Source organism: Streptomyces sp. NPDC101160 (genome assembly GCF_044768205.1).
GTDB lineage: Bacteria > Actinomycetota > Actinomycetes > Streptomycetales > Streptomycetaceae > Streptomyces.
The window spans coordinates 618311-644466 of sequence record NZ_JBIWPJ010000006.1 but is presented as its reverse complement, the minus strand read 5'-3'; the positions used below and the strand labels follow the sequence as shown (position 1 = coordinate 644466).

21 protein-coding genes, 6 tRNA genes and 1 riboswitch are annotated in these 26156 nt (G+C 71.8%); of the genes, 8 read left to right on the top strand and 19 right to left on the bottom strand.

Features of this window, described 5'->3' with window-relative positions; translation table 11 throughout:
- Window positions 1–11 precede the first annotated feature (11 nt).
- The 9 genes from ACIRSU_RS22480 to ACIRSU_RS22440 form a co-directional block, all read right to left on the bottom strand.
- Complete coding sequence (locus tag ACIRSU_RS22480; RefSeq protein WP_403794827.1) at window positions 12–959, bottom strand: aldo/keto reductase; 948 nt, start codon at window positions 957–959, stop codon at window positions 12–14.
- A 175-nt stretch (window positions 960–1134) separates the two neighbouring features.
- Window positions 1135–2208, bottom strand: a complete 1074-nt coding sequence (locus ACIRSU_RS22475) for a M23 family metallopeptidase (RefSeq protein WP_403794823.1) — start codon at window positions 2206–2208, stop codon at window positions 1135–1137.
- Between the two features lie 11 nt (window positions 2209–2219).
- Window positions 2220–2366, bottom strand: a riboswitch (cyclic di-AMP (ydaO/yuaA leader).
- Window positions 2367–2577: 211 nt separating this feature from the next.
- Window positions 2578–3837 (bottom strand): PP2C family protein-serine/threonine phosphatase, encoded by a 1260-nt coding sequence (locus tag ACIRSU_RS22470; protein ID WP_403794968.1) that lies wholly within the window; start codon window positions 3835–3837, stop codon window positions 2578–2580.
- A 76-nt stretch (window positions 3838–3913) separates the two neighbouring features.
- A complete protein-coding gene (locus ACIRSU_RS22465) occupies window positions 3914–5200 on the bottom strand; it encodes an MFS transporter (RefSeq protein WP_403794821.1) in 1287 nt (428 codons plus the stop codon).
- On the bottom strand, window positions 5197–6231 hold the full coding sequence (locus ACIRSU_RS22460) for a PLP-dependent cysteine synthase family protein (RefSeq protein WP_403794818.1): 1035 nt from the start codon (window positions 6229–6231) through the stop codon (window positions 5197–5199). Before ACIRSU_RS22460 ends, ACIRSU_RS22465 begins: the two co-directional genes overlap by 4 nt.
- A 132-nt stretch (window positions 6232–6363) precedes the next feature.
- Window positions 6364–6759 carry a hypothetical protein gene (locus ACIRSU_RS22455; RefSeq protein ID WP_403794815.1) on the bottom strand — a complete coding sequence of 132 codons (396 nt, stop codon included), beginning with the start codon at window positions 6757–6759 and terminating at the stop codon, window positions 6364–6366.
- A 272-nt stretch (window positions 6760–7031) separates the two neighbouring features.
- Window positions 7032–7781 (bottom strand): MerR family transcriptional regulator, encoded by a 750-nt coding sequence (locus tag ACIRSU_RS22450; RefSeq protein ID WP_403794812.1) that lies wholly within the window; start codon window positions 7779–7781, stop codon window positions 7032–7034.
- Between the two features lie 120 nt (window positions 7782–7901).
- Window positions 7902–7975: transfer RNA gene (locus ACIRSU_RS22445), tRNA-Met, on the bottom strand.
- A gap of 86 nt (window positions 7976–8061) precedes the next feature.
- Entirely contained in the window at window positions 8062–8556 is a 495-nt protein-coding gene (locus ACIRSU_RS22440; protein ID WP_403794809.1) for a rhodanese-like domain-containing protein, read from the bottom strand.
- A gap of 186 nt (window positions 8557–8742) precedes the next feature.
- On the opposite strand from ACIRSU_RS22440, the gene sigJ reads away from it, so the two are divergent.
- Window positions 8743–9621 carry an RNA polymerase sigma factor SigJ gene (gene sigJ, locus ACIRSU_RS22435; RefSeq protein WP_403794806.1) on the top strand — a complete coding sequence of 293 codons (879 nt, stop codon included), beginning with the start codon at window positions 8743–8745 and terminating at the stop codon, window positions 9619–9621.
- Window positions 9622–9768: 147 nt separating this feature from the next.
- Here the strand turns inward: sigJ and ACIRSU_RS22430 are convergent, their stop codons facing one another.
- The 5 genes from ACIRSU_RS22430 to ACIRSU_RS22410 all read right to left on the bottom strand — a co-directional run bounded on the left by ACIRSU_RS22430 (window position 9769) and on the right by ACIRSU_RS22410 (window position 15346).
- Entirely contained in the window at window positions 9769–11361 is a 1593-nt protein-coding gene (locus ACIRSU_RS22430) for a DUF2079 domain-containing protein (RefSeq protein ID WP_403794803.1), read from the bottom strand.
- Window positions 11362–11449: 88 nt separating this feature from the next.
- Window positions 11450–11525: transfer RNA gene (locus tag ACIRSU_RS22425), tRNA-Lys, on the bottom strand.
- 182 nt (window positions 11526–11707) lie between these two features.
- Entirely contained in the window at window positions 11708–14029 is a 2322-nt protein-coding gene (locus ACIRSU_RS22420) for a DEAD/DEAH box helicase (RefSeq protein ID WP_403794800.1), read from the bottom strand.
- A 208-nt stretch (window positions 14030–14237) separates the two neighbouring features.
- A complete protein-coding gene (locus ACIRSU_RS22415) occupies window positions 14238–14759 on the bottom strand; it encodes a hypothetical protein (protein WP_403794798.1) in 522 nt (173 codons plus the stop codon).
- Window positions 14760–14989: 230 nt separating this feature from the next.
- Window positions 14990–15346 (bottom strand): metallopeptidase family protein, encoded by a 357-nt coding sequence (locus ACIRSU_RS22410; protein ID WP_403794795.1) that lies wholly within the window; start codon window positions 15344–15346, stop codon window positions 14990–14992.
- A 138-nt stretch (window positions 15347–15484) separates the two neighbouring features.
- On the opposite strand from ACIRSU_RS22410, the gene ACIRSU_RS22405 reads away from it, so the two are divergent.
- The 3 genes from ACIRSU_RS22405 to ACIRSU_RS22395 all read left to right on the top strand — a co-directional run bounded on the left by ACIRSU_RS22405 (window position 15485) and on the right by ACIRSU_RS22395 (window position 15769).
- Window positions 15485–15557 (top strand) — tRNA-Glu (locus ACIRSU_RS22405).
- 39 nt (window positions 15558–15596) lie between these two features.
- Window positions 15597–15670 (top strand) — tRNA-Asp (locus tag ACIRSU_RS22400).
- A gap of 22 nt (window positions 15671–15692) precedes the next feature.
- Window positions 15693–15769: transfer RNA gene (locus tag ACIRSU_RS22395), tRNA-Phe, on the top strand.
- A gap of 76 nt (window positions 15770–15845) precedes the next feature.
- On the opposite strand, the gene ACIRSU_RS22390 is transcribed toward ACIRSU_RS22395, so the two are convergent.
- From ACIRSU_RS22390 to ACIRSU_RS22380, 3 genes are read right to left on the bottom strand one after another with little or no spacing between them, the layout of a single operon-like run.
- Entirely contained in the window at window positions 15846–16718 is an 873-nt protein-coding gene (locus ACIRSU_RS22390; protein WP_403794792.1) for a cytochrome c biogenesis CcdA family protein, read from the bottom strand.
- Window positions 16715–17539, bottom strand: coding sequence for a DsbA family protein (locus ACIRSU_RS22385; protein ID WP_403794789.1), 825 nt, complete (start codon window positions 17537–17539; stop codon window positions 16715–16717). Before ACIRSU_RS22385 ends, ACIRSU_RS22390 begins: the two co-directional genes overlap by 4 nt.
- A 56-nt stretch (window positions 17540–17595) precedes the next feature.
- Window positions 17596–17961 (bottom strand): hypothetical protein, encoded by a 366-nt coding sequence (locus ACIRSU_RS22380; RefSeq protein ID WP_403794787.1) that lies wholly within the window; start codon window positions 17959–17961, stop codon window positions 17596–17598.
- A 118-nt stretch (window positions 17962–18079) separates the two neighbouring features.
- On the opposite strand from ACIRSU_RS22380, the gene hrpA reads away from it, so the two are divergent.
- Window positions 18080–22042, top strand: a complete 3963-nt coding sequence (gene hrpA, locus ACIRSU_RS22375) for an ATP-dependent RNA helicase HrpA (protein ID WP_403794785.1) — start codon at window positions 18080–18082, stop codon at window positions 22040–22042.
- A 90-nt stretch (window positions 22043–22132) separates the two neighbouring features.
- Window positions 22133–22206: transfer RNA gene (locus ACIRSU_RS22370), tRNA-Asp, on the top strand.
- A gap of 426 nt (window positions 22207–22632) precedes the next feature.
- Here the strand turns inward: ACIRSU_RS22370 and bldC are convergent.
- Both bldC and ACIRSU_RS22360 read right to left on the bottom strand, forming a co-directional pair.
- Entirely contained in the window at window positions 22633–22839 is a 207-nt protein-coding gene (gene bldC / locus ACIRSU_RS22365) for a developmental transcriptional regulator BldC (protein ID WP_003949541.1), read from the bottom strand.
- A gap of 546 nt (window positions 22840–23385) precedes the next feature.
- Window positions 23386–24267: a hypothetical protein gene (locus ACIRSU_RS22360; protein ID WP_403794782.1), complete on the bottom strand. Its 882-nt coding sequence runs from the start codon at window positions 24265–24267 to the stop codon at window positions 23386–23388.
- 153 nt (window positions 24268–24420) lie between these two features.
- On the opposite strand from ACIRSU_RS22360, the gene ACIRSU_RS22355 reads away from it, so the two are divergent.
- Entirely contained in the window at window positions 24421–25509 is a 1089-nt protein-coding gene (locus tag ACIRSU_RS22355; protein ID WP_403794779.1) for a Leu/Phe/Val dehydrogenase, read from the top strand.
- 298 nt (window positions 25510–25807) lie between these two features.
- Window positions 25808–26062 (top strand): DUF3073 domain-containing protein, encoded by a 255-nt coding sequence (locus tag ACIRSU_RS22350; RefSeq protein WP_356068407.1) that lies wholly within the window; start codon window positions 25808–25810, stop codon window positions 26060–26062.
- The last annotated feature ends 94 nt before the right edge of the window (window positions 26063–26156 follow it).

Sequence of the window (26156 nt, the reverse complement as noted above, 5' to 3'; positions counted from 1 at the left end):
GGAGCCGACGCCTACAGCGCGGACGCCTCGGTGAGGGCGGCCAGCTCGGCGTCCGTCAGCTTCAGCTCGGTGGCGGCGATGAGCGCCGGGAGCTGCTCGACCGTGCGGGCCGAGGCGATCGGGGCGACGACGGTCGGCTGCGTGGCCAGCCAGGCGAGGGCGACCGAGGCGAGCTCGGCCTCGTGGGCCTCGGCGACGGCGTCGAGGGCGGCGAGCACCTTCCGGCCGCGCTCGGTGTCCAGGTGCTTGGCCGCGCCGGCGGCCCGGACGCTGGAGACCTCGACGCCGGGGCGGTACTTGCCGGTGAGGAAGCCGGCCGCGAGACCGAAGTACGGGACGGCCGCGAGCCCGGCCTGCTCGGCGGTCTCCAGGAGCGGGCCCTCGTAGGTCTCGCGGGAGACCAGGTTGTAGTGCGGCTGGAGGGCGACATAGCGGGCGAGGCCCTCGGCCTCGGCGAAGTCGAGGGAGGCGCGCAGCCGCTCCGGGGAGATGTTGGAGGCGGCGACGGCCCGCACCTTGCCGTCCTTCACCAGCTGGTCGAGGGCGGTGACGATCTCCTCGACCGGCACGGACTCGTCGTCGAAGTGCGTGTAGTAGAGGTCGATGTAGTCGGTGCCGAGGCGGCGCAGCGACTCCTCGGCGCCGGCCTTGATGGTGGGAGCGCTCAGGCCCTTGAAGCGGGAGTGGGCGCCGACCTTGGTGGCGACGAGGATGTCGGAGCGGTTGCCGCGGGAGGCGAGCCAGCGGCCGATGAGCGTCTCGGACTCGCCGCCCTCGTGGCCCGGGACCCACTCCGAGTAGACGTCGGCGGTGTCGACGAAGTTGCCGCCGGCGGCGGCGTAGGCGTCGAGGACGGCGAAGGACTGCGCCTCGTCGGCGCTCCAGCCGAAGACGTTGCCGCCGAGAGCGAGCGGGAAGACGTGCAGGTCGGAAGAGCCCAGCTGGCGAAGAGAGGTCATGAGGTGGTCAACCCCCTGCGCCGCCGGCCCTATTCCGGCCGGCCGGCCCTGAGCACGGCCGGCCCAGAGCGCGGCCGGTCCAGAGCGCGGCCGGTCCAGAGCGCGGCCGGTCCAGAGCGCGGCCGGTCCTGAACGCCGGCCGGCTCTCCGCACCATCCGGCCCTGAAGGACCGGCTCAGTAGTCGAGGCCCTTGGAGCGCAGCCAGGCGCCCGGGTCCATGCGGTCGCCGGAGGCGGTGTGGATCTCCAGGTGGAGGTGGGGGCCGGTGACGTTGCCGGTGGCGCCGACGCGGCCGATGGTGTCGGCGGTGGAGACGGACTGGCCGACGGCGACCGTCATGGAGGAGAGGTGGCAGTACCAGACCTCGGTGCCGTCCTCCAGCTCCAGGACGATCCGGTAGCCGTAGGAGCCGGACCAGCCGGCCGACTTCACGGTGCCGCTGTGGACGGCCTTGACCGGGGTGCCGGTGGGAGCCGCGAAGTCCAGGCCGGTGTGGTAGCCGGACGACCACATCGAGCCGGCCTCGCCGTAGGTGGAGGTGATCGTGTACGAGGAGGTCGGCAGGGAGTAGCCGGCGGCGAGCTTGGCCAGGCGCTCGGCCTCGGCCTTCGCCGCGGCCTCCTCCTCCGCCTTCTTCTTCGCCTCGGCGGCCGCCTTCTCCGCCGCGTCGGCCTTGGCCGAGGCCTCCGCGGCCGCCTTCTCGGCGGCTGCCTTCTCCGCCGTCGCCTTCTCGGCGGCGTCGGCGGCGGCCTGCTGCTGCTCGGCCTGCTGGAGGATGCGGGCGCGCAGGGCCTCACCGGCGTCGGCCGACGTCTGCGTCGTGGCGCCGGCGGTCTCGTCCTCGGCGGTGGTGTAGGTGAGGGCGGTGAGCGGCTGGGTGTTGCCGTTGCCGGCGGAGTCGTTGTGGTCGTCGTGGCCGATCAGCTGGCCGACGCCCGGGAGTTCGCTCGCGTCGGGCAGGTCGACGTCCGGCAGGTCCGGCAGGGCGATCGAGACCGGCGGCTTCTGCTGGGCGGTGGCCAGACCGCCGGCGCCGACGGCGGCGATGACGCCGACGCCGAGAACGGTGGAGGAGCGGGCGAAGTTGGAGCGCTGCTTGACCACGCGGTGGCGCCCGCCGGAACGGTTCTGGGCGCGCAGGGAGTCCTCGGTGGGGTTCCACTCCTCGGCCGCCCCGTCCGTGCCGCCCGCGCCGGGGGCGTCGTAGGAGGCGAAGGGGGTATGCGGAGCGGGGGTGTTGGAGGCCACGGAGGCGCTCTCCTTTCCTTCCTTCTCGCCTACCGGGTTAGCTGACGGGTTCGGAGCAGGAAGGTCTCCTACGGACGTGCCGCACGGGTGCGGCGGGGCCCGATTCACCCCAAGTGGTGGTTCCCCGGTTCCCTTGCGGGATTCGGCGCGTGCGCACGGTGCCGCCTCTTGCGACGGCTGGGACGACCGCGCTGCGTTATCGAACGTTAATAGACACGGGCACCCGATTCCAAGCTGTCCCTCTTGATCATTCACTGAATTGAGAGGGAATCGCCCGAGTTGAGCCCCCTTCAGAAGCGACCGGGATCACTACGCGAATCTGACGTTACGTCAATTGTTATCGGAGGGAGACCTGTCGACTACAGCCCGTCATGCGCCCTCCGCGCCCCCTGACGGCGGCCCGGGCGGCACGCCCGGCGGTACCACCCGAGAACCCACCCCAGGACCCACCCGAGGACCCGCCGGCGGCACCACCGGCATCGTCCGCCGCCGCTCCGGCTGCCCCACCGCCGGCCGGCTCACCGCGAGCAGCGCCATGTCGTCCGTCGAGCCCCCGCCCGTGTGCCGGCGCACGTCCGCCACCAGCGCGTCGAGCAGCTCCTCCGGCCCCGGGAAGATCCGCCCCGCGAGCCGCGCCCTCGGGTCGTAGAAGACCCCGGCCGGGTCCCGCGCCTCCGACAGGCCGTCCGTGTAGAACAGCAGCGTCGCGCCCGGCGGGAACGGCGACTCGTCGGCCCGGTCCGGCCACATCCCGAGGTCCCCCATCCCCAGCGGCAGCGCCGCCTCGCTCGGCAGCAGCGGCGTCACGCCCCCGTCCTCGTACAGCAGCAGCGGCTCGGGATGGCCGCGGTTCACCACCCGTACGAGCCGGTCCCCGCTCCGCGACGAACGCGGGATCTCGGCCAGGACCGCCGTCGTGAAGCCCTCGAAGGCGTCGAGGCCCTCCCGCCGCGTGCCCTCCCGGGCCAGCGCCCGTTCGAGCCGCGCCGCGACCCCCTCCAGGCTCGACTCCTGCTCGGCCGCCTCCCGGAAGGCACCGATGACGACCGCGACGGCCTCCACCGCGTCGAGTCCCTTGCCGCGCACGTCGCCGACCACGAGCCGTACCCCGTGCGGGGTGTCCTGCACCGCGAAGAGGTCGCCGCCGATGAACGCGTCCGCCCGCGCCGCCTCGTACCGGGCCGCGATCCGCAGCCCGCCGATCCGCTCGGCGGGCGCCGGGAGCACCGCCTTCTGCGCGGTCTCCGCGATCTCCCGCGCCGAGGCGAGCCGTTCGCCGCTGCGCCGCACCACCCGGTTGATCAGCAGGCCGAGCGCCGCGACCGTCACGACGGTCAGCGTCTCCGTGAGCGAGGGGATCGAGTCGGCGGTCCGGTTGTAGAAGTGCAGGCCGATGCTCGCGAGCACGGCGGCGATGCCGGTGAGCAGCGTCGTCAGGGTCGAGAAGAAGGGCGCGGCGATCAGCGGCGCCGCCGAGAACAGCGGCACCGCCGTGTAGGTGGGCGGGGTCGCCAGGTCGTAGAGCACCCCGCCCACGATCAGCAGCGGCGGCAGCGCCCGGAGGAACCGCCGGGCGCCCCGGTACGCGTCGGGGTCGCCCCTGGGGGCCTCCCCCCGCCCGCGCCGCACCGCCGCTCGCGCCACCCTGTGCTCCCTGGTCCCGGTCCCGGGCGGCGGACGGTACCGCGCCCTCCCCAGGGTGCGGTCAGTCCGCGCGGCTCGGCGACTCCTCCTCGGCCGGTTGGCTTACGGCGAGCCGCCCGCTCCGCGCGAGCGCCGCCATGGCCGCCGCGCAGCCGAGCCCGACCGCGCACAGCACCAGCCAGGGCGCCGCCGACCAGCCGGTCACGTCGAGCAGGGCACCCGTGCCCAGGTTCCCGAGCGTGATGCCGACCCCGCACACGGTGTTGTAGAGCCCGTAGTGGGTGGCCACCCAGCGCCCCCGGGACAGGGCGACGACCGTGTCCATCTCGTACGGGTAGAGCACCGCGTTCGCCACCGCCAGGACCGCCGCGCACAGCAGCAGCGCCGGCACCGGGCGCCCGAGCGCCGCCGGCACCAGGAACGCCGCTCCCATCAGCGCAAGACCGAGCACCAGGCACCGCTCGCGCGAGAGCCGCGCCTTGCACCAGGCGGTGATCCGCAGCTGCCCGGCCAGCGCGACCAGCGCCGACACCACGAACAGGGCCGTGGTCGCCGCCGTGCCGTCCGCCGCGAGCGGCAGCGCCAGATAGACCTGGAACGACAGCACGTACGAGCCGGTCATGGCCAGCGAGAACAGCCAGAAGGTGCGGTTCCCGAGCACCGACCGGAACTGCCCCCGCGCCCCTCCCCCGTCCACGGCCCCCGCGACCCCCGCAGCCTCGGCCGCCGCAGCCGCCCCATCCCCCTTGCGCCGTACGGGCAGATGCCGCAGCTGTACGAGGGTGAGGCCGGCGAACAGCACCGCCGCCACCACGCACGTCAGCCGGAACGACACCCCGGTCAGCGCCACCCCGACGAGCGGCCCGAGCAGGATGCCCGCCTGGTAGTACGCGTTGAACAGCGCGAACGCCTGCACGCGCCGCTCCTCGCCCGCCTCCGCCGCCAGATACGCCCGCACGGCCGGGTTGAACAGCGCGCCCGCCAGGCCCGTCGCGAGCGAGGCGGCGATCAGCCACGCCAGCGACTGCGCGAACGCGAGCGCCCCGAAGCCGACCGTCCGCAGCGCGCACCCGGCGACGATCAGCGGCTTGAAGCCGAGCCGGTCGGCGAGCGCGCCGCCGACCAGGAACATGCCCTGCTGCGACAGGTTCCGCGCGCCGAGCACGAGCCCGACCGCCCAGGCCGCCATGCCGAGGCCGTCGGCCAGATGGGCCGCCAGATACGGCATCAGCATGTAGAAGCCGAGGTTGATGGTGAGCTGGTTGAGGAAGAGCAGCCGCACGGCCGGGTCGAAGCTGCGGCTCTGCCTCCAGATCCCGGCCCGGCGCCCCAGGGTGGTCGTGCTCAACGGACCGGCTCCTCGCGCGTCAGCACCCGGCGGGTCCAGCCGGTGACCGGCTCGCCCTCCGCGTACGCCTCCGGCTCCTCCCGTACGGGACCGTCGAGCAGCCCGTGCGCCGCGCAGTACTCGTCGTTGAAGACGGTGTCGAAGTAGCGCTGCGGCCCGTCGGGGAAGACGGCCGCGATCCGGGTGCCGCGCGGCCGGGTCCGGGCCAGCCAGCCCGCGACCAGCGCGACCGCGCCCACGCTCCAGCCGCCGGTCGCGAACTGCCGGGCGGCGAGCCGGCGCGCGGCCCGTACCGCGTCCGCCGGCGCCACCCAGTGGACCTCGTCGAAGGCGGCGTGGTCGACGTTGGCCGGGTGGATGGAGGAGCCGAGGCCGCGCATCAGGCGCGGGCCTGCCGGGAGGCCGAAGACGGTGGAGTCGACCGAGTCGACGCCGACGAGTTCGAGCGCGGGGCTGCTGGTGGCGCGCAGCGCGCGGGAGACGCCGGCCGAGTGGCCGCCGGTGCCGACCGCGCAGACCAGCACGTCGATCCGGTCCAGCTGCTCGGACAGCTCGGCGGCGAGCCCGCCGTACGCCTGCTGGTTGTCGGGGTTCCCGTACTGGTTCGGCCACCACGCCCCGGGGAGGGCGAGCAGCAGCTCGGCGACCCGGTCCATCCGGGCCTGCTGCCAGCCGCCGGTCGGCGACGGCTCGGGCACGACGTGGACCCGGGCGCCGTGCGCGACGAGCATCCGCTCGACGATCGGCTCCAGACCGGGGTCGGTGACGACGTGCACCGGGTGCCCGTGCAGGATCCCGGCGAGCGCCAGGCCCAGACCCAGGGTGCCGGAGGTGGACTCGACGATCGGGGCGCCCGGCCGCAGCTCACCGCGGCGGCGGGCCTGCTCGACCATGTAGAGCGCGGCGCGGTCCTTGATGCCGCCGAAGTTGAAGCCTTCGAGCTTGGCCCAGTAGCCGTCGTCCATCCACAGCACGGGGGTGTTGCCGACGGTCTGCTCGGCGACGGAGAGGAGGTTGGCGGGGTGTGTCATGAGGGTTCGCGTCCCTTGGAGTGATTGCGCCCGCGTGCGCGGCGTGCGAGACGTGCGCGGTGTGCGCGGTGTGCGGGCATACGGAAGGAGCCGGGGTCGTGTGCGTGTACGCGGCGGCGTACGGGACCCGGCTCAGTTCCGGTTCACTCCGAGGGCGACGAGCAGACTGCCCGGCTCCGGGCCGGGCCCCGCCCTGCTGCGGACGCAGCGCGCGTGCGGGTGCTCGGGGAAGACCTCGTCGTGCGGGACGAGGACGGCGCCGCCGGCGGCGGGCGCGGAGAACTGCGTCCCCGTGGCCTGCGCGGGCAGATGCGCGTCGAACGACCAGCCCTCGCCGGACCGCTCGCAGCCGTGCGCCGGAAGCGGCGCGGTGAGGCTGGTGCCGGTGGTTCCGGTGGCAAGGGGCAGGGCGTGGCCGTGGGCGCCGTGGCAGACCCCGGCGATGAGCGCGACGAGCGCGAACAGGAGCAGGACGGCGGGCGCCCGCCGTCCTGCCCTGCGCAATCGGGTCACGCTGTGGTCACTCATGGTGCGCGTGAGGTTACGGGGCGCGAGGGGGCCGCGCAAAAGGACAGGCGCGGTTTTGGCCACCGTTTATCTGATCCCGGATCCGGGATCTCGGATCCGGGATTTCGGATCCGGGATTTCGGATCCGGGATTTCGGATCCGGGCCCTTGGATCCCGGCTCTCGGATCCAGGCCCTTGGACCCCGGATCCTGGATCCAAGCCCTCGGACACCGGATCCTGGATCCAAGCCCTCGGATCCCGGCCCTCGGACCCCGGATCCAGGATCCCGCCCCCTACAGGTTCCGCTCCGCGAACACGGCCATCGCGTCGCGTACGAGCACCGCCGTGCCCTCCCCGTGCTTGTCGTAGTTCTTCGTGAAGCGCGGGTCGTCCACGTACATCCGGCCGAGCCCGATCACGTACTCCTTCGTCGGCGCGGGCCCGGTCGGCGCCGCCGACAGCCAGTCGTACTGCCGCCGCGCGATCGCCTGCACCTCGTCGCTGTCGGGCGCGAGGCCCTGCAGGGCCGCGGCGCCGAAGTCGCGGGCGATGCCGGCCTGCTCGTCCTGGAACGCCTTCTTCTCCGCCTCGCTGAGCGAGCGCCACCAGCGGTCGCCCTTCTGGTACGCCTCGCGGCCCCAGCGCTCGGTGACCTCGGCCTCGTACCGCGTGTGGTCGAAGCCGTCGAACATCTCCTCCGCCATCAGTTCCTCTCCCGTCTCGGTCTTGTGGAGAGTGGTGCGCACGGCCTCGATCTGCCGCCCGATGCGCTCGCGCTCCTGTTCCAGGAGGGCCAGATGCGTGCGCAGGGCGGCCGAGGTGTCCCGCTGGCCTTCGAGGACCTCGGCGATGGCGGGCAGGGAGAGCCCGAGCTCGCGCAGCAGCAGGATCCGCTGCAGCCGGACGAGCGCCGCCTGGTCGTAGTACCGGTAACCGTTCGCGCCGATCCGGCTCGGCTCCAGCAGCCCGAACTCGCCGTAGTGGCGAAGGGTGCGGCTGGTGGTGCCGGCCTTTCTGGCGATCTCCTGGATCGACCACTCCATGACGGGAACGCTAGATCTTGACGTTACGTAAAGGTCAAGCGAGACGCGGCAAGGGCACAAGGCGCGGAAATACGACAAAGGCCCGGATCCTCATCGGATCCGGGCCTTCGTGCTACTGAGTAGCGGGGACAGGATTTGAACCTGCGACCTCTGGGTTATGAGCCCAGCGAGCTACCGAGCTGCTCCACCCCGCGTCGGTGAACACCACCTTACGGCATGGATGCCCATGCTCGGAAATCCATTTCCGTGCGAGACCCGTCCGGGATCCGTCCGGGCCGGCTCAGCAGCCGCAGTCGTCCGCGTCGACCGGGGCCGTCAGCGGGTCGGCGGCCTTCTGCGCGGGCCCCTCCCAGGTCTCGTACGCGAAGCCCTCGCGCACCCAGTACTCGAAGCCGCCCAGCATCTCCTTGACCTGGAAGCCCAGCTCGGCGAGGGCGAGCGCGGCGCGCGTGCCGCCGTTGCAGCCGGGACCCCAGCAGTACGTGACGACCGGGACGTTCTTGTCGAGGAGCTGCTCGGCCTGCTCGGGGATGAGCGCGGTCGGCAGGTGGACGGCACCGGGGACGTGGCCCTGGTCCCAGGAGGCGGTGCTGCGGGAGTCGAGCACGACGAAGCCGGGGTCGACTCCGCCGTCGGCGGCGGACGCGAGCGCGGAGGCGACGTCGGAGACGTCGGCGTGGAAGGCGAGGCTGGCCGAGAAGTAGGCGGCAGCGGCGGCCGGGGAGGCCGGCGGAGTGCGGAGAACGGCGTTGACCTGGTTCGTTGTCGTCGTCATGGTGATCAATCTAGGGATGATGATCACCACGCTGAAGGGGTGATCCACGGCGGTCGGGGGGTTCTGCCGGGGATTCCCGGGCGTCTCTCGGCGATCGCCGCGAATCTCACGCACCGGAACGCGTCACATTCCCCGGCCGCCGTCCGTCATGTCGGTGCGACCGGACGCGAAGGGGAAGAAGTACCGATGGAACCGATGGACAGCGACGTACTCGCCGAACGCTTCGAGGCCGACCGCGGGCATCTGCGGGCCGTGGCCTACCGGATGCTCGGCTCGCTGAGCGAGGCGGAGGACGCCGTCCAGGAGGCGTGGCTCAAGCTGAGCCGCTCCGACGTCAGCGACGTGCGGAACCTGAGCGGCTGGCTGACCACGGTCGTCGGCCGGGTCTGCCTGGACCTGCTGCGGTCCCGCGCCGCGCGCCGCGAGGACCCGCTCGACACGTACGTCCCCGACCCGGTCGTACGGGAGGAGGGCGCCGCCGATCCCGAGCGCGAGGCGCTGCTCGCGGACGAGGTCGGGCTCGCGCTGCTCGTCGTCCTGGAGACGCTGGCGCCGGCGGAGCGGCTGGCGTTCGTGCTGCACGACATGTTCGCGGTCTCCTTCGACGAGATCGCGGACATCGTGGACCGGACCCCGGCCGCCACCCGCCAGCTCGCCAGCCGGGCCCGGCGCCGGGTCCAGGGCGCCGGGCCGGCCCCGGAGCCGGACCCGGCGCGCCAACGGGAGGTCGTCGACGCGTTCCTGGCGGCGTCCCAGGGCGGCGACTTCGCGGGGCTGCTCGCGGTCCTCGACCCGGACGTGCTGCTGCGCGTGGACGGCGGCGTACTCACGGCGGCCGCGTCGAAGCTGGTGCGGGGTGCCGAGACGGTCGCGGCGCAGGCGCTCACCTTCGCGAAGTTCCGCCACGACGGGCGGCGGGTCAGGGTCAACGGCTCGGCGGGTGTGCTGTCGCTCGTGAACGGCGCGCCGCTGGGCCTCATGGTGTTCACGGTCGTCGAGGGCCGGATCACCGAGATCAACATCGTGGCGGACGGGGAGCGGCTGGCGGCGCTCGGCGTCCACTGAGTGCGTGCGGGCCGGCGCCGCGCCTCACCGGCCGAAGGGATCGCCTCACCGCACGACGGGCCGCCTCACCACCCTAAGAGGTCGCCTCACCACCCAAGGGGCCGCCTCACCACCCTAAGAGGTCGCCTCACCACCCAAGGGGCCGCCTCACCGCCCGAAGGGGTTGTGCCCGACGTCGGCCGGCACCCGCTCGCGGACCGGCGTGCTGCCCAGGCCCGGCACCCGCATGCCGGGGATCGGCCGGGTCTCGGCACGGTGCAGCAGCACCACGCCGTCCCGGTGCCACACCTCCACGTACCCGTGGTCGAGGAGCATCCGGACCCGCGCCTGCTGCTCCTCCACCGAGTGGAAGGGGAAGGTCCGGCCGTGCACGCCGAGCAGCACCCAGTCCGCGCCTCGCGGGGTCCCGTCGGCGAGGACGACGGAGGTACGGCGGGTCAGCCGCGGGGCCACGGCGTTGTCGGCCTCCACGGTGGCGCCGTCCGGGATGAGTTCGGCGGCGTGAGCGAGGGCGCGCTTGTCGGGGCGGGGCTGCCAGGAGCCGGGATTGACGAGCAGCCCGAGGCCGAGGGAGAAGGCGGCGCCGGTGCTGAGCGCGAGCGCGGCGATGCCCAGCCGCTTCCGGTACGGCCTGCGGAGGCGGGCGAGGGTCTCCAGGGCGGCCGTGAGCAGGATCGGCCACAGGAAGGCGTCGTAGTGGTTGACGACCGTCCAGTGGTTGCCGTTGTCGGAGAGCAGCCGTTCGGCGAGCAGCGGGAGCGCGAGGAGCGTGGTCGCCGAGCCGAGCGGCAGGAACGCGAGGGTGCCGAGCACCCACAGCGGCAGGACGAGTTTGACCGGCGGCGTGACGGCGACCCACGGCACCACCCACGGCTCGGTGAGCACCCGGGCCAGGGCCGCGCCGCCGTCGACACCGATCCGCCCGTAACTCCAGTAGTAGCCGGGCGGGCTGCCCATCGCGGGCAGGAACCAGCCGACCACGACCGCGACGACCAGCGGCCCGCCGAGGAGCAGCCCGAGCCCCGCGACCCGCCCGGCCCGCCGGTCCCGCGCCGAGGGCTCGCGGCGGGCGCGGACGAGGAGCAGCAGCCCGAACGCCCCGGCCACCAGCCCCATGTCCTCCTTCACCAGGCACAGCAGGGCCGCCCACAGCGCCGCCGTGCCGTAGCGGCGGGCCATGCCGCGCTCCAGCATCAGGAGCGTGAGCGGGACGGCGAAGGCGACCTCGTGGAAGCCGGTGTACGCGGAGTCGAGCAGCGGCCAGCCGATCGCGTACCCGAGCCCGGCGACGTCGGCCACGACCGCGCGGTCGGGGAAGCAGTGACGGGCGATCCGGCGCATCACGGGCACGCCGGCGGCGAACAGCGCGGCCTGCGCGAGGATCAGCGTGCGCGGGTCGTCCCACAGCCAGTAGAGGGGCGCGAGCAGCGCCAGGAGTGGCGTGAAGTGGTCGCCCAGGAGCGTGAAATCCGGGGGGAATTCATGGTGGACGCTCTTTATCGCCGACCTCGGCGGCGCGAACTGCGCGTACGCCCGCACCGCCTGGTCGAAAATCCCCAGATCGAATCCGGTCACCCGCAGCGCCGCCCATGACTGCAGCCCGAGCCCACAGCACACCACGAAGCACAGCACCGCCGACGCGACACCCCGCCCCCGTGCGACGCCCGCCCACCCGCTTCTCCGCCGCTGCCGCGGAACGACGACGACCTGATCCTGCACGGCCCGGGCTCGCGTCGTCATGCCCAGGACGCTATGCGCCCCGACCCTCCACCTGCCACCCGCTCCACGAAAAACGCCCCGTCCGGTCGAAACCGGACGGGGCGCTTCCTGGTAGGCCGTGTGGGACTCGAACCCACAACCAATGGATTAAAAGTCCACTGCTCTGCCAATTGAGCTAACGGCCCGTGGACAAGCACACCCGAGCAGCATAGCCCGAGACCTCCCCGGAACCGATCGGGTATTGGCCGTGCCACCCCGGTCGTGCGGTGATTCCGTACGTGTACGGCATGCGACAGGGCCCCTGCCTGCACTGTCGTGCGGGCAGGGGCCCTGTTGACGAGTTACCGGCCTATGGCCTCACGGCGCGTCAGCCGTTGCGCTTCCAGCGCGGCTTGTCGTCGCGGCGGAAGCCGCCGCGGTCGTCGCGACGGTGGTCGTCGCGGTTGAACGACGGGCGGTCGTTGTCGCGGCGGAAGCCCGGGCGGTCGTCGCGGCGGTCCCGGTTGAACGGGCGGTCGTCGCGGCGGTCGCGGTTGAACGGGCGGTCGCTGCCGCGGTGACCGGCGTGGCCGCCGCCGTGGCCGCCGGCCGGGCGGTCGTCACGGCGGAAGCCACCGCGGTCGTTGTCACGGTCGCGGTTGAACGACGGACGGTCGTTGTCACGACGGTCGTCACGGCGGAAGCCGCCACGGTCGTTGTCACGGTCGCGGTTGAACGACGGACGGTCGTTGTCACGACGGTCGCGGTTGAACGACGGACGGTCGTTGTCACGACGGAAGCCCCCGCGGTCGTTGTCACGGTCGCGGTTGAACGACGGGCGGTCGTTGTCACGGCGGAAGCCACCGCGGTCGCCGTCACGACGGTCGTCGCGACGGAAGCCGCCACGGTCGTTGTCACGGTCGCGGTTGAACGACGGGCGGTCGTTGTCGCGACGGAAGCCACCGCGGTCGCCGTCCCGGCGGTCGTCGCGACGGAAGCCGCCACGGTCGTTGTCACGGCGGAAGCCACCACGGTCGCCACCACGGTCGCCGTCGCGGTCGTCACGGCGCTCGTCGCGCTCGCGGCGCTGCTCGCGGCGCTCGGCGTCGCGGCGGGCCTGGGCCTCGGCGGCGGCAGCGGCGGCGGCCAGCTCGGCCTCGGCGGCCTGGGCGGCCTCCGCGACGGCGGCGTCCGGGTCCTCGCCGCGCTCGCGGGCGGCGCGGGCGACGAGGCGGTCGGCCTCCTCGCGGAGCTCGACGGCGCGGCGCTGCAGGCGCTCCAGCTGGCGGGTGAGGTCGGCGACCTCGCGCTCGGCCTGCTTGGCGGAGTTGGTCGCGGAGTCGGCCTGGACCTCGGTCAGCGAACGGGCGCCGGTGATCTCGGCGACCTCCGGGTCGAAGGCGCCGGCACCGCCGACGATGTGGCGCGAGGCGTCGACGCCCGCGTCCTCCATCAGGCGGAAGATCTGGCGGCGCTGGTGCGGCAGGGCCAGGGAGACCACGACACCGGAGCGGCCGGCGCGGGCGGTACGGCCCGAGCGGTGCAGGTAGTCCTTGTGGTCGCCGGCCGGGTCCACGTTCAGGACCAGGTCGATGCCGTCGACGTGGATGCCTCGGGCGGCGACGTCGGTCGCGACGAGCGCGTTGACGTAGCCGTCCTTGAAGTCGGCCAGGGTGCGCGTACGGGCGCCCTGGGTCATGCCGCCGTGCAGCGCGTCGGCCTTCACGCCGGACTCGCGCAGCTGCTCGGCGATGCGGTCGGCGCCCAGCTGGGTGCGGACGAAGATGATCGTGCGGCCCTTGCGCGCGGCGATGGCGGCGGTGACCGGCGCCTTGTCCTTCGGCTTCACGACCAGGACGTGGTGGGTCATCGTCGTGACGGCGCCGGCGGACGGGTCGACCTCGTGGGTGACCGGGTCGACCAGGTAGCGCTTCACGAGGGTGTCGATCTCGTTCTCCAGCGTGGCGGAGAAGAGAAGGCGCTGGCCGCCGGTGGGGACCTGGTCGAGCAGCTCGGTGACCTCGGGCAGGAAGCCCAGGTCGGCCATCTGGTCGGCCTCGTCGAGGACGGCGACCTGGACCTGCTCCAGGGAGCAGGCGCCGCGGTTGATGATGTCGCGCAGTCGGCCCGGGGTGGCGACGAGGATGTCGACGCCGCGCTCCAGGGCGTAGATCTGGTTGCCCATGGACGTACCGCCGCAGACGACCTTCATCTTGAGGCCGAGCACGTCGCCGTACGGCTGGAGGGCGTCCGCGACCTGCATCGCGAGCTCACGGGTCGGGGTGAGGATGACTCCGCGGGGCTTCTTCTTCTCGGTGCGGCCGTCCGCCAGGGTGGCGAGCAGCGGCAGGCCGAAGGAGAGGGTCTTGCCGGAGCCGGTACGGCCGCGGCCGAGGATGTCCTTGCCGGCCAGGGCGTCCGGGATGGTCGCCGCCTGGATCGGGAAGGGGGTGGTCACACCGTTCTGGGCGAGCTTGCGCACGATGCCCTCGGGGAGGCCCAGGTCGCCGAAGGTGATCGACGGGGTCTCGTCCTCGGCGTCGAGCTCGTCCTCGGCGTCGGCGTCGAGCTCGGCCTCGATCTCGACGGTCTCGACGGCGTCGAGAGCCTCGATGGCGTCGGCGGCCACTACGGCCTCGGCCGTCTCGACGACCGCGTCGATCGCGTCGTTCTCGGGCAGGACGGTGTTATCAGAACTGAAAATGGACATGCGAAATGCGAAACCTTCCGGAGTCTCGGCACGCGCCCGTCAACTCCGTGTTTCGCACAAGACCGCCTCTATGCGGTCAGCCACGGCAAGGGAGAGTACGCGCCAGTCGCGGCGCTCTTCGGTCGTGGCGCCGGGCAAATGGGATCAAACGATCTACCACCATACGCACTCTCCCCCACCCAAGGCAAACCGAGCGGCGAGAGCTGCGTCACATCGGCCCGGCCTGCGGCGAGGCCTCCGGCTCCCGCGCCCCTCCCGGACCGTCCGCCGCCCGCATGGCACCCATGTGGGTGTCGGCGCCCGGCGTCGTCGTCGGCGTCTCGGTCACCGTCGGGTCGGGCGTCGGATCCTGGGTCGGCGACGGCGAGTCCTGGGTCGGCGACGGCTCCGGGTCCACCGGCGGCGGCGTGGTCTGTCCGCCCGGCGCCCCGCCGGTGCCGCCCGCGGCGCCGCCGGGATCGGCCGACGGCTGCGGCTTCGGCGCCCCGCCGGGACCGACCGGGCCGCCGCTGCCGTCCGGCTTGGCCGAGGCGGACGGCGACCCGCTCGGTACGGGCTTGTCCTTGCCCTCGCCGTCCGGGCCCGGCCCGCTCCGCCCCGTACGGTCGAAGCCGCCACCGCCGTGGGCCCCGGCGTAGCCGCCGTCCGCCCCCGAACCGGCCGCCGCCTCGCCCCGCTTCCCCGCGGAGGTGCTGGGCGCCGGCTTCGCGCCGTTCTCGCCGACACTCATACAGCCGCTCAGGCCCGCGCAGGCGGCGACCGCCAACGCGGTGGCGGCCCATCTCACAGGGGTGGGCAAATGGCGCACGGAGGGCACCTCCAGGACACTCGGGGCGTTTCAGGCAGGGAAGGAATGCGTTGCCCTGCCCAACTCCCTTGGTGCACCGGGGGACACGCCCCGGCCCGGCTCAGCCGCGACCGTGACCGGTGGCCGGCACCCACGACCGTGCCCCGTAACCGTCATCCGTAGCCGAGTGCGTGCAGCCGCGCGTCGTCGATGCCGAAGTGGTGGGCGATCTCGTGCACGACGGTGATCTCGGTCTCCGCGACCACGTCCTCGCGCGACTCGCACATCCGCAGCGTCGGCCCCCGGTAGATCGTGATCCGGTCCGGCAGCACCCCGGCGTACCACTCGCCGCGGTCGGTCAGCGGCGTCCCCTCGTAGAGCCCGAGCAGTTCCGGGTCGCCGGTCTCGGGCGCCGGCTCGTCCTCGACGAACACGGCGACGTTGTCCATCAGCCGCGTCAGCTCCGGCGGGATGCGGTCCAGGGCTTCGGCGACGAGCTCCTCGAACTCCTCGCGCGTCATCTCCAGCACGGGCCCATTCTCCCTCCCGGCCCCCTCCGGGCCCCTCCCGTTCACCCCTCCCCGGAAACCGTTTTGGCGATACCGCCCCGCATCCCATATGCTTCTCACGTCCCCGACGCGCTGAGAAGCGCCCAGGTGGGGCCGTTAGCCCTCATCGTCTAGTGGCCCAGGACGCCGCCCTTTCAAGGCGGTAGCACGGGTTCGAATCCCGTTGGGGGCACGCACAACCCTGTGCGAGACTGGTTCTCGCACAACAGATGGTCCTGTGGAGCAGTTGGTTAGCTCGCCACCCTGTCAAGGTGGAGGTCGCGGGTTCAAGTCCCGTCAGGATCGCTGAGGCCGGTAACGGTCTCGTGGCTGGGTAGCTCAGTTGGTACGAGCGATCGCCTGAAAAGCGATAGGTCGCCGGTTCGACCCCGGCCCCAGCCACCATCAGAAGGCCCCGTTCGAAAGAACGGGGCCTTCGTCGTTCCTCACCTTCTCCCTAAGCCTCTTCCTGACCTTCTTCCTAAGCCTCTTCCTGACCTGCTTCCTGCTCTTCCTCCTGCCGGCTGCCGCGCCGGCCGCGCCACGCCAGCCCGGCCGCCACCACCGCGACGACGGCGCCGAGCAGCGCCCAGTCCGGGACGGCGCGGCCGAGGGCGCCGACGCGCTCCTCCACGGCGAAGGAGTCGTCGACGGAGAGCAGGCCGGGCAGGGCCGTCGTGCCGTCGAAGACGAGGAAGAGCGTGCCGAGGGCGATGAAGAAGAGGCCCGAGAGCAGCGAGGTGGAGTGGACCTCGACGGACCGCCCGGCCGCGCGGCCGATACGGAACGGGCGGCCGCGCAGCCAGCGGCGCCGCCCCAGGTCGTAGCGCTCCCAGAGCAGCGCGAGCAGGAACAGCGGGACGGCCATGCCGAGCGCGTACACGGCGAGGAGCAGGCCGCCGTAGACCGGGCTGCCGCTGAGGGCGGCGACCGTCAGGACGCTGCCCAGGATGGGGCCGGCGCAGAAGCCGGCGAGGCCGTAGACGAGACCGAGGGCGTAGACGGAGAACGCGGTCGTCGGGCGGATCCGGCCGCTCGCCTCGGCGATCCGGCGGGACGCGAAGCCGAGGCCGAGGATCTGCAGCACCCCGAGGGCCACGATCAGCCAGCCGCCGGCCGTCACCAGGAGGTCCCGGTGCCCGTAGAAGAGCCGGCCGGCGAAGGAACCGGCGGCACCGAGCGGCACGAGGGTGGTGGCGAGGCCCCCGTAGAAGATCCCGGTGCGGGCGACCAGCTTGGCGCGGGTGTCGATCGAGTAGGCGAAGAAAGCCGGGAGCAGCAGGGCGCTGCACGGGCTGAGGAGGGCGAGCAGTCCGCCCAGGAAGGCGGCGAAGTAGCCGATGCCGGAGGTCATCGGCCGGCCCCCGGCTGCTCGCCCTCCCGAGTCGTCCCCGCCGTCCCCGCCGTCCCCGCCGTCCCCGCCGTCCCCACTGTCCCCGCTGTCTTCGCGTCCTTCGCGGCCTTCGCCGTCTTCGCGGCCGCCTCGATGGCCGCCGTGAACGTCTCCGTCGGCTGGGCGCCCGCGATCGGGCGCCCGTTGACGAGGAAGGACGGGGTCGAGGTGGCGCCGAGCGAGTAGCCCTGCTCCTGGTCCTTGCTCACCGCCTCCCGGGCCGCCGCGCTGTCCGCGTCCTTCGCGAAGGCAGCCAGGTCGGTGACGCCGGCCTGCTTCGCCAGCGCGGTCAGCCGCTCCTTGCCGAAGCCCTTCTCCTTGGAGCCGTGGGCGTAGGCCGCCTTGTGGAACTCCCAGAACCTGCCCTGCCGCCCGGCCGCCCAGGACGCCCGGGCGGCGGCCTCCGACTCCTCGCCGAAGATCGGGAAGTTCCGCCACTCGATGCGCAGGACGCCGGTGTCCACGTACTTCCGCACCAGCTCGGGCTCGGTGTCACGGGCGAACTTGCCGCAGTAGCCGCACTTGAAGTCGGCGTACTCGATCAGGACGACGGGCGCGTCGGCGCGGCCGAGGGCGAGCTTGTCGTCGGGGTCCCGGCGGGCGTACGCCTCCAGCTCGGGGTAGACGCCGGCGGACGGGTCGGCGGAGACCTCGGCGACGGCGCCCGGGCCGGAGGGCGCGGACGGCGAGGACGGGGAGGTGGCGGCGTACGAGGCGAGGCCGAGCAGCGTGGCGGCCAGCACGACACCGCTGATGATCACGACGGGCTTGGACTTGGGCATGGCGAAGCGCTCCTGAAACGGGAGGAATGGGACGGACGGCGTGCAGGCGCGCCCGTCTAGACCCGCAGGATCGACAGCTCCACCGGTGACGGCGCCACGAGCTCCGGCGGCGCCCGCCCCGCCCGTGCGTCCACCGCGTCCTGGTCCGCGCCCCAGCCCCCGCACGGCGTCCGCTCCGCCGCGAGTACGGGCAGCAGTTCGCCGAAGCCGTGCGCGCGCGGCGGTACGGCGGGGGCCCGGGCCCCCTCGTCGCCGTGGCTCTGGCCGCAGCCGGGACCGGGACCGGCCGGCCCGACGGAGGCCGTCGTCGCCTGCTGTACGGGCTGGGCCGCCGCGGCCGCCCCGCACACCGCAAGCCCCAGCACCAGCCCCGCCAGCGCGGCGAACGCCGCCAGCGCGCGCAGGACCGGAGTGCGGGACATGGGGAAACCTTTCGGGAGGGCGTGCCCGAAATATTACGCAGCGGTGCCGGGCCGACCCCGGAACCGCTCGTAAATCGGTTCGCCGCTTCTCGGCCGCAGGTGCGATCCTGGATCCCGTATGTCTACTTCCTTCGCCGCCCTCCAGTCCGTCCTGGCCGAGGTCTCGCTGCGGGACTCCCACCGGCTCGGCCGCCGTCTCGAAGGCGCCCGCCGCATCCGCAAGCCCGAGGCCCGCGCGGCCGTACTGGACGAGATCGCCGCCGAGGCCGGCAAGGCCAAGGAGCGTGTCGAGGCCCGCGCGGCCCTCGTGCCGCCCGTCACGTACCCCGAGCAGCTGCCCGTCTCCCAGAAGAAGGACGAGATCGCCGAGGCGATACGCGACCACCAGGTCGTGATCGTCGCCGGTGAGACGGGTTCCGGCAAGACGACGCAGATCCCGAAGATCTGTCTGGAGCTGGGCCGGGGCGTCCGGGGCATGATCGGGCACACCCAGCCCCGCCGGATCGCCGCCCGCACGGTCGCCGAGCGCGTGGCGGAGGAGCTGAGGACCCCGCTGGGCGAGGCGGTCGGCTGGAAGGTCCGGTTCACCGACCAGGTGAACCAGGACGCGACCTTCGTCAAGCTGATGACCGACGGCATCCTGCTCGCCGAGATCCAGACGGACCGCGAGCTGCGCGCGTACGACACGATCATCATCGACGAGGCCCACGAGCGGTCCCTCAACATCGACTTCCTGCTCGGCTATCTGGCCCAGCTGCTGCCGAAGCGCCCCGACCTCAAGGTCGTCATCACCTCGGCGACCATCGACCCGGAGCGCTTCTCGCGCCACTTCGGCGACGCGCCGATCGTCGAGGTGAGCGGACGCACCTACCCCGTGGAGGTCCGCTACCGGCCGCTCCTGGAGGAGGACGGCGACGAGGCCGACCGCGACCAGATCACCGCGATCTGCGACGCCGTCGACGAGCTGCAGAAGGAGGGCCCGGGCGACATCCTGGTCTTCCTCTCCGGCGAGCGCGAGATCCGCGACACGGCGGACGCCCTCATCAAGAAGAAGCTCTTCAACACGGAGATCCTGCCGCTGTACGCACGGCTGTCGCACGCCGAGCAGCACCGGGTCTTCCAGGCGCACTCCGGCCGCCGGATCGTCCTGGCCACGAACGTCGCCGAGACCTCCCTCACGGTCCCCGGCATCAAGTACGTGATCGACCCGGGCACCGCCCGCATCTCGCGCTACTCGCACCGCACCAAGGTGCAGCGGCTGCCGATCGAGCCCATCAGCCAGGCCAGCGCCAACCAGCGCAAGGGCCGCTGCGGCCGTACGTCGGACGGCATCTGCATCCGGCTCTACTCCGAGGACGACTTCCTCACCCGGCCCGAGTTCACGGACGCGGAGATCCTCCGTACGAACCTGGCCTCCGTCATCCTCCAGATGACCGCGGCCGGCCTCGGCGACATCGAGAAGTTCCCGTTCATCGACCCGCCGGACCACCGCAACATCCGGGACGGCGTCCAGCTGCTCCAGGAGCTGCACGCGCTCGACCCGGCGCAGAAGGACCCGCGCAAGCGGCTCACGGAGACCGGCCGGAAGCTGTCGCAGCTGCCGGTCGACCCGCGGCTGGCCCGGATGGTCCTGGAGGCCGACAAGAACGGCTGTGTCCGCGAGGTCATGGTGATCGCGGCGGCGCTGTCGATCCAGGACCCGCGCGAGCGGCCGGCCGACAAGCAGGCGCAGGCCGACCAGCAGCACGCCCGCTTCAAGGACGAGACGAGCGACTTCCTCGCCTACCTCAACCTCTGGCGGTACGTCCGCGAGCAGCAGAAGGAGCGGGGCTCCAGCTCCTTCCGCCGGATGTGCAAGCAGGAGTACCTGAACTTCCTGCGCATCCGCGAGTGGCAGGACATCTACTCGCAGCTGCGCACGGTCGCCAAGCAGATGGGCATCCACCTCAACGAGGAGGACGCCCCCGAGCAGTCCGTCCACGTGTCGCTGCTGGCCGGCCTGCTCAGCCACATCGGCCTGAAGGACGTCAAGGACGGCGCGAAGAACGAGTACCTGGGCGCGCGCAGCGCCAAGTTCGCGGTCTTCCCGGGCTCTGCGCTCTTCAAGAAGCCCCCGCGCATGCTGATGTCCGCCGAGCTGGTGGAGACCTCGCGCCTGTGGGCGCGGGTGAACGCCCGGATCGAGCCCGAGTGGGTCGAGCCGCTGGCCGAGCACCTGGTGAAGCGGACGTACAGCGAGCCGCACTGGGAGAAGGACCTGGCGGCGGTCATGGCGTACGAGAAGGTGACGCTGTACGGCGTGCCGATCGTCGCCGACCGCAAGGTGAACTACGGCCGGATCGACCCCGAGGTCTCCCGCGACCTGTTCATCCGCAACGCGCTCGTCGAGGGCGACTGGCGCACCCACCACAAGTTCTTCGCCGACAACCGCAAGCTGCTCACCGAGGTCGAGGAGCTGGAGCACCGGGCCCGGCGCCGGGACATCCTGGTCGACGACGAGACGCTCTTCGACTTCTACGACAAGCGGGTGCCCGAACACGTCGTGTCCGGCGCCCACTTCGACTCGTGGTGGAAGCACAAGCGGCGCGAGGAGCCGGAGTTCCTCGACTTCGAGCGCGAGATGCTCATCAACGAGAAGGCGGGGGCGGTCACCAAGGCCGACTACCCGGACTCGTGGCGGCAGGGCGCGCTGAAGTTCCGCGTGACGTACCAGTTCGAGCCGGGCGCGGACGCGGACGGCGTGACCGTCCACATCCCGCTGCAGGTGCTCAACCAGGTCACGGACGAGGGCTTCGAGTGGCAGATCCCGGGTCTGCGCGAGGAGGTGGTGACGGAGCTGATCCGGTCGCTGCCGAAGCCGATCCGCCGCAACTACGTGCCGGCGCCGAACTTCGCCGCCCGCTTCCTGGACGCGGTCGTGCAGTCGGCCTCCGGCCGCGATCAGACCCAGCAGGAGCCGCTGACGACCGCGCTCGCGCGCGAGCTGCAGCGGATGGTCGGCGTGCCGGTCACGGCGGACGACTTCGACTGGGCGAAGGTCCCCGAGCACCTGAAGATCACCTTCCGGATCGTCGACGAACGGCGCCGCAAGCTGGCCGAGGACAAGGACCTGGAGGCGCTGAAGCTCCGCCTGCGCCCCAAGGCCCGCCAGGCGCTCTCCCAGGCCGCCAAGGCGGCCACGGCGGGGCCTGACGGCTCCGGTCCGTCCCTGGAGCGCACGGGGCTCAAGGACTGGACGATCGGCACCCTCACCAAGGTCTTCGAGACCCGGCGGGCCGGCCAGCCGGTCAAGGCCTACCCGGCGCTCGTGGACGAGGGCGACAGCGTGGCCGTGCGCCTCTTCGACACCGAGGAGGAGCAGGCGCTCGCGATGTGGCGGGGCACCCGGAAGCTGATCATGCTGAACATCCCGGTGAACCCGGCGAAGTTCGCCTCCGACAAGCTCACCAACCAGCAGAAGCTGGCCCTGTCCGCGAACCCGCACGGCTCGATCCAGGCGCTCTTCGACGACTGCGCCACCGCCGCCGCCGACCGGCTGATCGCGGACCACGGCGGGCCGGCCTGGGACGAGGAGTCCTTCCGGAAGCTGTACGACAAGGTCCGCGCCGACCTCGTCGAGCTGACCATCCGCACGGTGAGCCAGGTGCAGCAGGTCCTCGCGGCCTGGCAGGCCTGCGAGCGGCGCCTGAAGGCCACGAACAGCCCCGCGCTGCTCCGCAACCTCCAGGACGTGCGCGAGCAGCTCTCCTGGCTGATGCCGGCCGGCTTCGTGACCCGTACGGGCCTGAAGCGGCTGCCGGACCTCATGCGCTACCTGGTGGCGGTGGACCGGCGGCTGCAGCAGATGCCGACGGGCGCGCAGCGGGACACCACCCGGATGGAGAAGGTCCACGAGATGCTGGACGAGTACGCCTGGCTGCTCGAACAGCTCCCCAAGGGCCGGCCGGTGCCGACGAGCGTCACGGACATCCGCTGGATGATCGAGGAGCTGCGGGTGAGCTACTTCGCGCACGCCCTCGGGACGGCCCACCCGGTGTCGGACAAGCGGATCGTGAAGGCGATCGACGCGGCGGTTCCGTAGGGCCGGCGGAGGGCGTCCGCCCGCCGGTTCGACCGCACCCCCTGACCTGCTGTACTCTTTTCTTCGCAGCCACCACTGAGTGGACGCGATGGTCCTGTGGAGCAGTTGGTTAGCTCGCCACCCTGTCAAGGTGGAGGTCGCGGGTTCAAGTCCCGTCAGGATCGCAAGTGAAGAAGGCCCGCACCGTTTGGTGCGGGCCTTCTTGCGTGCCGCCTTGCCTTCTCGCGCCGCAGGGACCAAGGTCCCACCCACGGGTGACCAACGGCGCGTTCCGCGTCCCCACGGGGAGTGGAAGGCTGTTGCAGGGCAAGACTTTGACGATGTGACGGGAGTCACTGAATCCGTTTCAGGAAGTGCCGGACTTACACCCTCCCTACATCGCCCCAATTTAATATGTGCAATTGCACGGGTTCTACGCGCGCACAAAAAGATCGCGCTGGACCCGGCGGAGTCCAGCGCGATCGATGACATGGGGCCTGTTGGGGCAGGTACCTGTCGGCAGAGCTATGGGGTGGGCTGCCGGGTTGGGGGACCCGGAATGTGCCCGGTGCTGCGGGGTGTTACGGGGTGTGGCGTGTGTCGCAAGCGCCTCAGGCTTCGCTGCGCTGCTGCGGAATGCCCGCCAGCAGAGCGCGAACCTCGGCCTCGCGGTACCGGCGGTGCCCACCCAGCGTGCGGATGGACGTGAGCTTGCCGGCCTTGGCCCAGCGAGTCACCGTCTTCGGGTCCACGCGGAACATCGTGGCAACCTCGGCAGGGGTCAGCAGCGGCTCGGCATCAGGGGTGCGAGCGGTCATGAGCGGCCTCCTCGGGAGAACCGAACCTTCTCGGTTCTTTCCTCTAAATTCTGCACCTTGACCCGCCATGCCCGAAATGGCAGAAGCGGGTCGAGTCGGTTATAGGACGAACGGCTTGTCCTCGGCACTACAACTACACCATCCGTCCAGCCGCGTCGGCCAAACCGATGGAATTGCCCTCGCAGGTGTTCATCAGCGGCGGAAGTCGACTGACCATGCCATAACGGACAGTCACGCCACTGTGACGATCAGTCACAGTGGCGATCAGGAGTCCACAGACCCCCCATAGAGTGCAATGTCGAGCAATCCGCCCTTACTTGGGCGGAAGGAACCCTCCCCGGACTCCTTGTCCTATTTTGACACGAGGGTGGGTGATGGGCGCAAGGGTGCGTTAAGTGCGATCCATCACGCTTGAGTCAAAGGCCCGGATCGGGACCTACGTCCTGCCCCGTGCGCCCCAACGTCCCCAGAAGAGCACACCAAAGGCCCGAACAGGTGTCCAGCGATGAAGATCATTTACATCAGGTGGAGATGTCCTGCCGATGGTCAGTTGGCGAACTGGAGGTTGCGGACCGCCCGCCAGCGGGCGGCGAAACGCCCATAAGCCTCGCTCGCCCGCTCGCCGTCCCCCGCCCGCAGCGCCTCGATCCCCTCCGCCACGTCCGCCGCCGACCGGTCGCCCGCCAGCGCCTCCGCGTCCAGCGCGTGCACCAGGCCGCCGTAGTCCAGCTCCACGAGCGCCCGCGGATGGAACTCCTCCAGCCAGCGCCCCACCTCGACCAGACCCTCCGTCATCGGACCCTCGTCGATCGCCTCCCGCAGCGCCTTCAGCGCCCGCGCGAGCCGCCGCCGCGCCTGCACCATCGGCGTCCGGTAACGCAGTACGGGCTCCCCGCCCGAAGCCGGCTCCTCCGGCGCGCGCTTCCCCGGCGCGCGTTCCCCCGGCACGTACTCCCGCTCCTCGTCCGAGAACAGCACGAACCAGCGCAGCGGCACCCGCCACACCGCGCTCCGGATCCACGGCCGCGCGTCCGGGTTCCGGGCCAGCCAGCGCTCGTGGTCCGCCGCCAGCTGCTCCCGTACGACCGGTGGCAGCATCGCGTCCAGGACCTGCGCCGGCAGCGTCCCGCCCGTCAGCTCCCCGAGCGCCAGCCAGCCGCGCAGCCGGGTCCGCCACGGACAGACCAGGACCGTCCCGTCCACCGTCGCCACGAACGCGTCCCCGCTCTCGTGCACCGGCACCGGGACCGGCGGCACCGGGACCAAGTCGGCGAGCGAGCGCCGCAGTTCGTCCTGGACGCCCGGGATGTCCGTACGCCGGGCATAGCGGGCCCAGTGACCCCGCTCCGGCTCGGGAAAGGCGGCCAGGGGCTCGTACACCCTCAGGTACGAGGCATAGGGCACGAGCACCGACGAGGGGACCGACATGTCGCAAATCCTTCCACGCGGGTACTCCTGGAGAGGGTGATCCTCGGCACTGCGTCCCTGCTACGGCCAGGTAGGACTTACCCTCGTCCCGACCTGGTCCCACCCCCACCCGCAGGGGGGACCTTCCGCCGCTTGTATTTGGGAGTCACCACCGTGACCGATGTGACCGGCGTTCCTGACGTACTGCACACCCTCTTCCACTCGGAACAGGGTGGCCACGAGCAAGTCGTGCTGTGCCAGGACCGCGCCACCGGCCTCAAGGCCGTCATCGCCCTCCACAACACCGCCCTGGGCCCGGCCCTCGGCGGCACCCGCTTCTACCCGTACGCCACCGAGGCCGAGGCGATCGCCGACGCGCTCAACCTCTCCCGCGGCATGTCGTACAAGAACGCCATGGCCGGGCTCGACCACGGCGGCGGCAAGGCCGTGATCATCGGCGACCCGGAGCAGATCAAGACCGAGGAGCTCCTCCTCGCCTACGGCCGCTTCGTGGCCTCGCTCGCCGGCCGCTACGTCACGGCCTGCGACGTCGGCACCTACGTCGCCGACATGGACGTGATCCACCGGGTCAACCAGTGGACCACCGGCCGCTCCCCCGAGAACGGCGGCGCCGGCGACTCCTCCGTGCTCACCGCCTTCGGCGTCTTCCAGGGCATGCGCGCCTCCGCGCAGACCGTGTGGGGCGACCCGACGCTGCGCGGCCGCAAGGTCGGCGTCGCGGGCGTCGGCAAGGTCGGCCACTACCTGGTCGAGCACCTGATCTCCGACGGGGCCGAGGTCGTCATCACCGACGTCCGTGAGGAGTCGGTGCGCCGGATCACCGAGAAGTTCCCGCAGGTCACCGTCGTCGCCGACACCGAGGCGCTGATCCGCGTCGAGGGCCTGGACGTCTACGCCCCCTGCGCGCTCGGCGGCGCCCTGAACGAGGAGACGGTGCCGTTCCTCACCGCCCGCATCGTCTGCGGCGCGGCCAACAACCAGCTCGCCCACCCGGGTATCGAGAAGGACCTCGTGGAGCGCGGCATCCTCTACGCCCCCGACTACGTCGTGAACGCGGGTGGCGTGATCCAGGTGGCCGACGAGCTCCACGGCTTCGACTTCGACCGCTGCAAGGCCAAGGCCACGAAGATCTTCGACACCACCCTCGAAATCTTCGCACGTGCGAAGTCCGACGGCATCCCGCCGGCCGCGGCGGCCGACCGGATCGCCGAGCAGCGCATGGCCGAGGCGCGCCGGGCCTGAGCTTGACAGTCCGGCCCGCTGATCGATCAGGCTTTGCGGAGGATTCGCGAGACTTCGCTCACGCCGATCGGCGGGTCGGACCTCAAGAAGAGGTTAAAATCGCGATTGACCAGCAAGGAAGGGACGCCTCAGCGGTTCTGTACCGGGGAATGTGATGCGCGCGGCGTACCGTAGGCCCGCGGAAACAGGTACCGTTGAAACCCTACGGACCGGTCTCTCTGTCGAGAGCCCGTTCCGAAACATGAACGCGTGTCAAGACTCTGGGGCCGACGAGCCCCGTCACCGAGGGGGTCGAGCCATGGGGCGCGGCCGGGCAAAGGCCAAGCAGACCAAGGTCGCCCGCCAGCTGAAGTACAGCAGCGGCGGGACTGACCTGTCGCGTCTGGCCAGCGAGCTGGGCGCATCGACTTCGAGCCAGCCGCCGAATGGCGAGCCGTTCGAGGACGACGACGAGGAAGACGACCCGTACGCTCAGTACGCGGATCTCTACAACACGGATGACGAGGACGAGGACGACGAGTCCGGTCCGGCGTCCACTCAGCGTCGCGCTTGACCTTCTGTACACCGAAACCCGGTCCGGGCACCCGGACCGGGTTTCTGCGCTGTCCGCTGCCCGGCGCATGGCCCCCGCGCATGTCCCGGGCTCA